At 44.4% G+C, this 6,152-nt stretch carries 11 protein-coding genes; 9 read left to right on the top strand and 2 right to left on the bottom strand.

Annotation, left to right across the window (positions count from 1 at the left end; translation table 11 throughout):
- From J7R13_RS08325 to J7R13_RS08315, 3 genes are all read left to right on the top strand, one after another.
- Positions 1 to 365 (top strand): phage tail protein (locus tag J7R13_RS08325; RefSeq protein ID WP_208438003.1); only part of this gene is annotated, 365 nt, incomplete at its 5' end.
- Positions 362 to 616 carry a tail protein X gene (locus tag J7R13_RS08320; RefSeq protein ID WP_208438258.1) on the top strand — a complete coding sequence of 85 codons (255 nt, stop codon included), beginning with the start codon at positions 362 to 364 and terminating at the stop codon, positions 614 to 616. The genes J7R13_RS08325 and J7R13_RS08320, both read left to right, overlap by 4 nt.
- The gene (locus tag J7R13_RS08315; protein WP_208438259.1) at positions 616 to 1,605 is read left to right on the top strand and encodes a phage late control D family protein; all 990 of its coding nucleotides are present in this window, start codon (positions 616 to 618) and stop codon (positions 1,603 to 1,605) included. Before J7R13_RS08320 ends, J7R13_RS08315 begins: the two co-directional genes overlap by 1 nt.
- A gap of 601 nt (positions 1,606 to 2,206) precedes the next feature.
- On the opposite strand, the gene J7R13_RS08310 is transcribed toward J7R13_RS08315, so the two are convergent.
- Entirely contained in the window at positions 2,207 to 2,737 is a 531-nt protein-coding gene (locus J7R13_RS08310; protein ID WP_208438257.1) for a helix-turn-helix domain-containing protein, read from the bottom strand.
- Between the two features lie 81 nt (positions 2,738 to 2,818).
- Positions 2,819 to 3,349 carry a helix-turn-helix domain-containing protein gene (locus J7R13_RS08305; protein ID WP_208438256.1) on the bottom strand — a complete coding sequence of 177 codons (531 nt, stop codon included), beginning with the start codon at positions 3,347 to 3,349 and terminating at the stop codon, positions 2,819 to 2,821.
- A 151-nt stretch (positions 3,350 to 3,500) separates the two neighbouring features.
- On the opposite strand from J7R13_RS08305, the gene J7R13_RS08300 reads away from it, so the two are divergent.
- The 6 genes from J7R13_RS08300 to J7R13_RS08275 form a co-directional block, all read left to right on the top strand.
- Positions 3,501 to 3,794: a helix-turn-helix domain-containing protein gene (locus J7R13_RS08300; RefSeq protein ID WP_208438255.1), complete on the top strand. Its 294-nt coding sequence runs from the start codon at positions 3,501 to 3,503 to the stop codon at positions 3,792 to 3,794.
- Between the two features lie 73 nt (positions 3,795 to 3,867).
- Positions 3,868 to 4,008: a hypothetical protein gene (locus J7R13_RS08295; protein ID WP_208438254.1), complete on the top strand. Its 141-nt coding sequence runs from the start codon at positions 3,868 to 3,870 to the stop codon at positions 4,006 to 4,008.
- Positions 3,992 to 4,390, top strand: a complete 399-nt coding sequence (locus tag J7R13_RS08290) for a hypothetical protein (protein WP_208438253.1) — start codon at positions 3,992 to 3,994, stop codon at positions 4,388 to 4,390. Before J7R13_RS08295 ends, J7R13_RS08290 begins: the two co-directional genes overlap by 17 nt.
- On the top strand, positions 4,390 to 5,406 hold the full coding sequence (locus J7R13_RS08285) for a ParB/RepB/Spo0J family partition protein (protein ID WP_208438252.1): 1,017 nt from the start codon (positions 4,390 to 4,392) through the stop codon (positions 5,404 to 5,406). The genes J7R13_RS08290 and J7R13_RS08285 overlap by 1 nt, the downstream gene beginning before the upstream one ends.
- The gene (locus J7R13_RS08280) at positions 5,403 to 5,861 is read left to right on the top strand and encodes a hypothetical protein (protein WP_208438251.1); all 459 of its coding nucleotides are present in this window, start codon (positions 5,403 to 5,405) and stop codon (positions 5,859 to 5,861) included. The genes J7R13_RS08285 and J7R13_RS08280 overlap by 4 nt, the downstream gene beginning before the upstream one ends.
- Positions 5,858 to 6,152 (top strand): DNA-binding protein (locus J7R13_RS08275; protein ID WP_281432494.1); only part of this gene is annotated, 295 nt, incomplete at its 3' end. The genes J7R13_RS08280 and J7R13_RS08275, both read left to right, overlap by 4 nt.

The raw sequence follows: 6,152 nt of genomic DNA, 5'->3' as shown, positions 1-6,152 counted from the left end.
TTGAAGAAGAGTTTTCTGCCTCATGGGTTTGTATGGAGCGTTTTGGAAGGTCCCCCAGTTTGCAATTTACCGGTTATGGCAATGATGCAAAAACCATTCATGGTGTGTTGTTTCCAGAAGAATTTGGGGATCGTGTAGCCATTGACGCCATCACCAGAACCATTCGCAGAGCCAAACCTGTTCAGATGCTTCGTTGGATCAATGATACCACCTATAGTGTCCTTCTCCATGGACCCGTGGTGATCACCAGTGTCAGTAAAGACCACGACTATATCAGTCGCTCTGGTCAATCCCAGCGCATTCGCTATTCCATTAGTCTTTTGCCCTTTTTTGGTGGGGGAAAACCCCAAGGATATACACAATGAAGATACCAGCAAAGCATGTTGTTGTAGAGCTAGAGGATATGAGTCTTGATCTGATCTGCTTTCACCATGCCATGGCAGTGTTGGGAGACCGCATCCAAGTTGGGGCACTAAAAGGCTATTTAGAAGCCACCTTGGAAGCCAATCCAGAGATTGCCAAATATGGTGTGCTTTTACCACGGGGCTTAAAGGTTACTCTGCCTGAATTTATGTTGTCTAATCCCCAAAGCATGGTGAAGCGGCTATGGGATTAATGCGCACACATCCTTTTATTGTGGTCAAGGCGGGAGACAAACCTGTTCATGAGGTTTTTTACCAGCGTCTTTTAACTGCAACCATCACCGATCATGCCGGTAATGAAGCCGATACATTTGAAGCAGAGTTTGATGATGGTGGCAATGACTTAGAGGTTCCGCAAACGGGCAACGCGCTGCAGGTGATTTTTGGCTATGAGAACAGCATCAGTGCTTTTATGGGGCGCTTTGTTGTCGAATCGGTTGTGAGTTCAGGGAGCAGCGATGGAGAGATCTTGCGCCTTTGTGGCAAGAGTGCCTCGATGCGTAAAGAGCTCAAAGAACAGGCGAGTGAGCATTTTGATCACAAAACTGTTGGGGAGATTGTTGAGACACTCGCCAAACGCCATGGCTATCAAGCAAAGGTCAGTCCCCAGTTTAGCAAACAAACTTTGCCTTATGTGATTCGTACGGATCAATCGGCTGTTGATTTTTTAACCCGCCTTGCTGAGCGCATGCGGGCACGTTTTTTAATCAAGGACAATAAGTTTTTATTTTTAAGCGGAGACAATTTACCAGCCCTCGACATTCATAAACATGACTGTTCCAGCTGGGAATTTACCCTTGAGCCACGCACGCAATATGGCACCATTGAAGCTGCTTATTTTGATCGCTCAAAAGGGCAACAATACCAAGTCAGGCATCAGACAGGTTTTAGCGGTCCCGTGCGGCGTCTGCGTGGTTGTTACACTTGTAAAGAAGAAGCACAAGCTGCTGCTGCCTCAGAATCAGACCGACTTTGCCGTGCTGTGGGCAGTGGTTCTTTGACCCTTGCGGGGCGACCAGAAATCATGGCCGACCAACCTCTTTTATTGCAAGGGTTTCGTGGGCAAATCAATGGTCCATGGAAAGCTTCCACTGTCACCCACTGCTATGAGAAGCAAAGCGGATACACCACAGAAATTACACTCGAAGCTCCAAACAAGGGAAAAGAAAACAGCGAAGAATAGAGGCTGTTAGGAACAGATCATAAAAGAGGCTTTAAATACCCTTTGAAAGGTCTTTGAAGATCCTTTGAGAACCCCTTAAAAATCCTTTGAAAAAAAATAAATTGGTACAAAACCTAGTGTCAAAATATACAAAACCCGCCGATGTAGTTTGACAGTAGGTTTTGTACTAAGTGGGAAAAGGTGGGATTAGGTAGGAATACGTGGTAATTTGTTGTTTTTATGTACAATTTTTACCATTAAATGCGCGTTTTGTCAAAATAGATTTTGACACCTAAAATTGCGAAAATTAGCGAAAATCAGAAAAAAGTGCGTTTTCATGGTGAAAATGAGAGAAGGCTTTGAAAGGTCTTTGAAAACTCTGTGAAAAATTTTGAAAAGTCTGTGAAAGCCCAGAAAACCGCCTTTGAAGCCCCTTTAAAAAAATCAATCCAAAAGTTCAATTGACTCCAAAATCAGCCAAAAATAACCAAAAAAGCAAAAAAGATATGCGCCATATGGCGCGTTTCTATTTTTTGTAAAAATAATTATTTAAAAACAATGTGTTATTTAAGTTTTTTAATGTAAAGAGAAACGCGCTTGTGTTTTTCATTTTAAAGTAGCATTAAGCCGAATTTTGTGCAGCTTTGGAGTGTTCTTTTTCAGCCTCTATTTGACGCTTTAAATGCAATTTTAGAAGAGGCAAGGTGAGCTCTATTTCTTCCGTGTCGTTAATGTCTTGAACAAGCTCTTGCAGTTTTTTATAAAGTTCCGCCGCGAGTTCCGCTATATCTTCAGGAGGGAGTTTTATTTTAGCATCGCGATAGGTTGTATAAGCTATGCGACCAAGCTTTTTCATGAGACCAGCAGGAATGGTGGGTGCTTTAAAACCTGCTGCTTTCGCTTTTGCCATGTCACTAAACATTTCACCTTCACCCGTAACGAGCCAATGAGGATTAATGTTATAGGCCGTATAATAGGCGTTAATTATTGAGCATGTTGGTTCGTGTGCTCCAATTTCATAATTGGCAAGGGTATTGCGTTGTAAATTAAGGCGTTGCGCAAAAATGCCCCGTTCTTCGTTTCCGAGCATTCGTCGTATTTCACGCAATCGTTTTGCTAGTTCTGTTGTAGGTTCTTTTTCAGGACGTGCCAAAAATGCTCCTTATTTATATTGAGGTTTGTTTTAAATTACAGGATTTTAAAAAGAGATTCCCCCATTCATTTTAGAGTAGCATTAAGCCGAATTTTGTGCAGCTTTGGAGTGTTCTTTTTCAGCTTCTATTTGACGCTTTAAATGAATTTTAAGAAGAGAGAAAGTTGCTTCGACCTCTTCCATGTCATTGATGTCTTGAACAAGCTCTTGCAGTTTTTTATAAAGTTCCGCCGCGAGTTCCGCTATATCTTCAGGGGGGAGTTTTATTTTAGCATCGCGATAGGTTGTATAAGCTATGCGACCGAGCTTTTTCATGAGTCCAGTAGGGATGGTAGGCGCTTTAAAACCTGATGTTTTCGCCTTTGCCATGTCACTAAACATCTCACCTTCGCCAGTGAGAAGCCAATGAAAGTCTACGCCATAAATTTTATGATAGGCAATTACGATAGATGCTGGTGGTTCATTTACACCGAGCTCATAATTTGCGAGCGTACCTTTTGCTAAATCAAGAGTTTTTGCAAAAGCGCCGCGTTCTTCATTTCCAAGCATTTTTCTTATGTCACGTAGGCGTTTTGCCAATGGTGTTTTTGGTTCTGAATCGGGACGTGCCAAAAAAATACCTCATAAATTCATTTTTTATGTTTACAAAGCATAAAAAATGAATTAACTACATATTACCGCCCGATATAGAGGGCAGATATTTTACAATTAACCCCACAAAAAACGGATGTGGGAGCATCCGTTTGAAGCAGGAGCGAAACTTATGACTATCACACAAGTATGGGATCGCCATAGTATTTTAGCTGAGCTACGCCGCCGTAATATGACCTTGGCGGAGCTCGCGAAAGCTTATCAACTCTCGTCATCCAGTGTTCAACACATTTGGACACGGTCTAACGAGAAAGCCGAACGTGCTATTGCCGATTTTATCGGTTTGCCCGTTGAGCAAGTATTTAGTGACCGCTACCCCAAAAGTCGCCGTCGCATTTTTAAAGCAGCAAAACATGCCAACACAGATTCGCGTGCGCAATCTGCTTTGCGCGGTAATGCTGCTTGAATTTCGTTACACGGCTTTGCGTTTTTGCGCATTTGCCATGAGTTTAAATACCATAAGATAAAAAGGTTTATCAATGTCTAAAGATCAATACGAAATAGGCAAGATAAATTGCAGAGAGTTGCATCATAGAACAGCCGTTTGGACGGGTTGGTTCTGGCGATTAGATGGTGGTCATATTGTTTTTATAGGGGGTGGTTATGGTTGCTGCTTGTAATTTATGGACCCCAGATGTCAGAAACGATATCGTTAATCCTTATTCAGAAGTTGAACGTTTACAGGTGATGCTTTCCTGTTCTTTAAAAGCCGTGAGTAGTGGATTTAAGCATCTGCCAATCCGGTATATTATTGACCCTCCGCATGGCTTATTTGATGCGGCGTTAGCACGACAGATTGTTATTCATATTTTGCATTATCAGTTTGAGGTGCCACGGCGGCGTATTGTTGCGATACAGGCACGGCAGCGGACTTCTATTTCTCTATCACTGCAAGTGATTAACCGGCGTTTGGAAGAACCCGTTTTTGCGAAAGCTTATCGAAGATGGGCAGGGCGTGCGATGGATTTATTCTTTAAAGAGATCAGAAAGGCGGCGGCGTGATGGCACAGTTTCAAAAGCTTGCTCTTGATGTGATTGTGGTGCCGGAGCGTATACGCCCTGTGGATGATGAGCATGCCAAGGCACTTGCACAATCAATGGCGCGGGAGGGATTGATGAATCCCATTACGGTGCGCCATACCCCCAATGCTAAAGAGGGCAATTATACGCTTATAGCTGGTGCGCATCGGCTTCGTGCTGCGGAGCTTTTGGGTTATAGTGACATTGATGCCGTTGTGGTGCAGGCTGATAAGGATAATGCCGCGCTTTTAGAAGTAGCAGAGAATTTGTTTCGCAATGAACTGTCAGTGATTGACCGCGCCTTGTTTGTCCAGACTTACCGCGAATTGTGGGAAAAGAAGTATGGGGAGATTCAACGTGGTGGTGACCATGGTAATCAATATACAAAGGACAAAATGGCAAAGGGTAAAGTTTACCCTTTGCCAAAAGATGGTTCTTCAGAGCATAATGAAACTAGGTGTGAAGGAGACAAAGTGGCAAAGGGACAAGTTGTCCCTTTGCCAAAAGATAGTTCTTCAAAGCATAACGAAACTGGGTGTGAAGGGGATAAAGTGGCAAAGGTGCAAGTTGCACCTTTGCCAAATGATGGTGACTTGAATGGCAAAATGCAAAGTTTGCACTTTGCCAAACATGTAGCAGATCGTATTGGTTTATCGAAGGAGTCGGTGAAACTCCTCAATCGCATTTCCCAGCATTTACAGCCGGAGTTGCGGTCGGTTTTGCGGGGGACGGCATTGGCAGATAATCAAGCGCAGTTGTTGAAATTAGCGAAGATGGAGCCGGTTGCGCAACGGCGTGTGGCAATTGCTTTGCAACAGGTTGAGGGGGATTTACGGCGGGCTGTTGATTTGGTCAATGGGATTAATACACCTCCGCAAATTAATGAGCAGGAACGGATTTTTGCTCAATTATTAGGGGTGTGGCAGAGAGCAGATGCGCAGACAAAGGCGCGGTTTTGTGATTATCTTGCAAGAGAACAAGGGGAGGAGCAGGCATGAAGAGGCATGGTTCCGGGCAGCTTGATTTTTTCCAAAAGCCGGTTTTTCCCTGCCGCGAACCCGTTGCGCAGATTGATTTAGGGCGGTTTCGCTCGCGCATTAAGCGTGCGATGGCGCGTGCTTTGAGAGAATGCCGGGTTGAGCGCAGTGTGATTGCGGAGCGTATGGCGCATTATTTAGGGATTGGATGTTTAAGTAAGGCCAGTTTGGATGCTTATGTTGCGGAAAGTAAGCAGGTGGATATTTCCCTGCCGCGGTTTAAGGCATTTGTGCGGGCGACAGAGGCATTTTGGCTCTGGGATGAGGTGGTGAGTGAAGATGGATTGTTGTTGTTGCAAGGGGATGAGGCGCGGTTAGCAGAAATTGCACGGTTGCAACAAGAACAGCGGGAGATTGCAGCGCGATTGAAAGCCATGCGTGCAACGCCAGTTCGCATTAAAAGGGGGCAGCCATGAAGGAATGGTTTAGTATTGCCGAATTGGCTGAGGCAGCTTTGCCAGGGTTGCCGAAAAGTAAAGGTGGATTGCGTAAGATTTTGGCGTCCACATGGCGTCATCAAAGTGGTTTGACACGTAAAGTTAAAGGGGTTTCTCGACCTATTGTAGAAGTTCACATCTCTTTATTGCCGGAGGTTTCACGGGCGGCATTGTTAGTGCGCTCTGGAGTGGGTGTTGATGTGAAACAAACGCAAGGGGAGCAAAAGACAAGCATTTGGGTGCGTTATGAGGGGCTTTCCAAGGCGCATA

The sequence above is a fragment of the Bartonella taylorii 8TBB genome, from assembly GCF_902825155.1.
Taxonomy (GTDB): domain Bacteria; phylum Pseudomonadota; class Alphaproteobacteria; order Rhizobiales; family Rhizobiaceae; genus Bartonella; species Bartonella taylorii_A.
The sequence above is the reverse complement of the archived record's forward strand: the minus strand, read 5'-3'. Positions and strand labels throughout refer to the sequence as shown.

Excerpts from the sequence above, each read along its gene's own strand:
- J7R13_RS08320 (WP_208438258.1), top strand. The coding sequence starts at position 362 with ATGAAGATACCAGCAAAGCATGTTGTTGTAGAGCTAGAGGATATGAGT.
- J7R13_RS08315 (WP_208438259.1), top strand. The coding sequence starts at position 616 with ATGCGCACACATCCTTTTATTGTGGTCAAGGCGGGAGACAAACCTGTT.
- J7R13_RS08300 (WP_208438255.1), top strand. The coding sequence starts at position 3,501 with ATGACTATCACACAAGTATGGGATCGCCATAGTATTTTAGCTGAGCTA.
- J7R13_RS08295 (WP_208438254.1), top strand. The coding sequence starts at position 3,868 with ATGTCTAAAGATCAATACGAAATAGGCAAGATAAATTGCAGAGAGTTG.
- J7R13_RS08290 (WP_208438253.1), top strand. The coding sequence starts at position 3,992 with ATGGTTGCTGCTTGTAATTTATGGACCCCAGATGTCAGAAACGATATC.
- J7R13_RS08285 (WP_208438252.1), top strand. The coding sequence starts at position 4,390 with ATGGCACAGTTTCAAAAGCTTGCTCTTGATGTGATTGTGGTGCCGGAG.
- J7R13_RS08280 (WP_208438251.1), top strand. The coding sequence starts at position 5,403 with ATGAAGAGGCATGGTTCCGGGCAGCTTGATTTTTTCCAAAAGCCGGTT.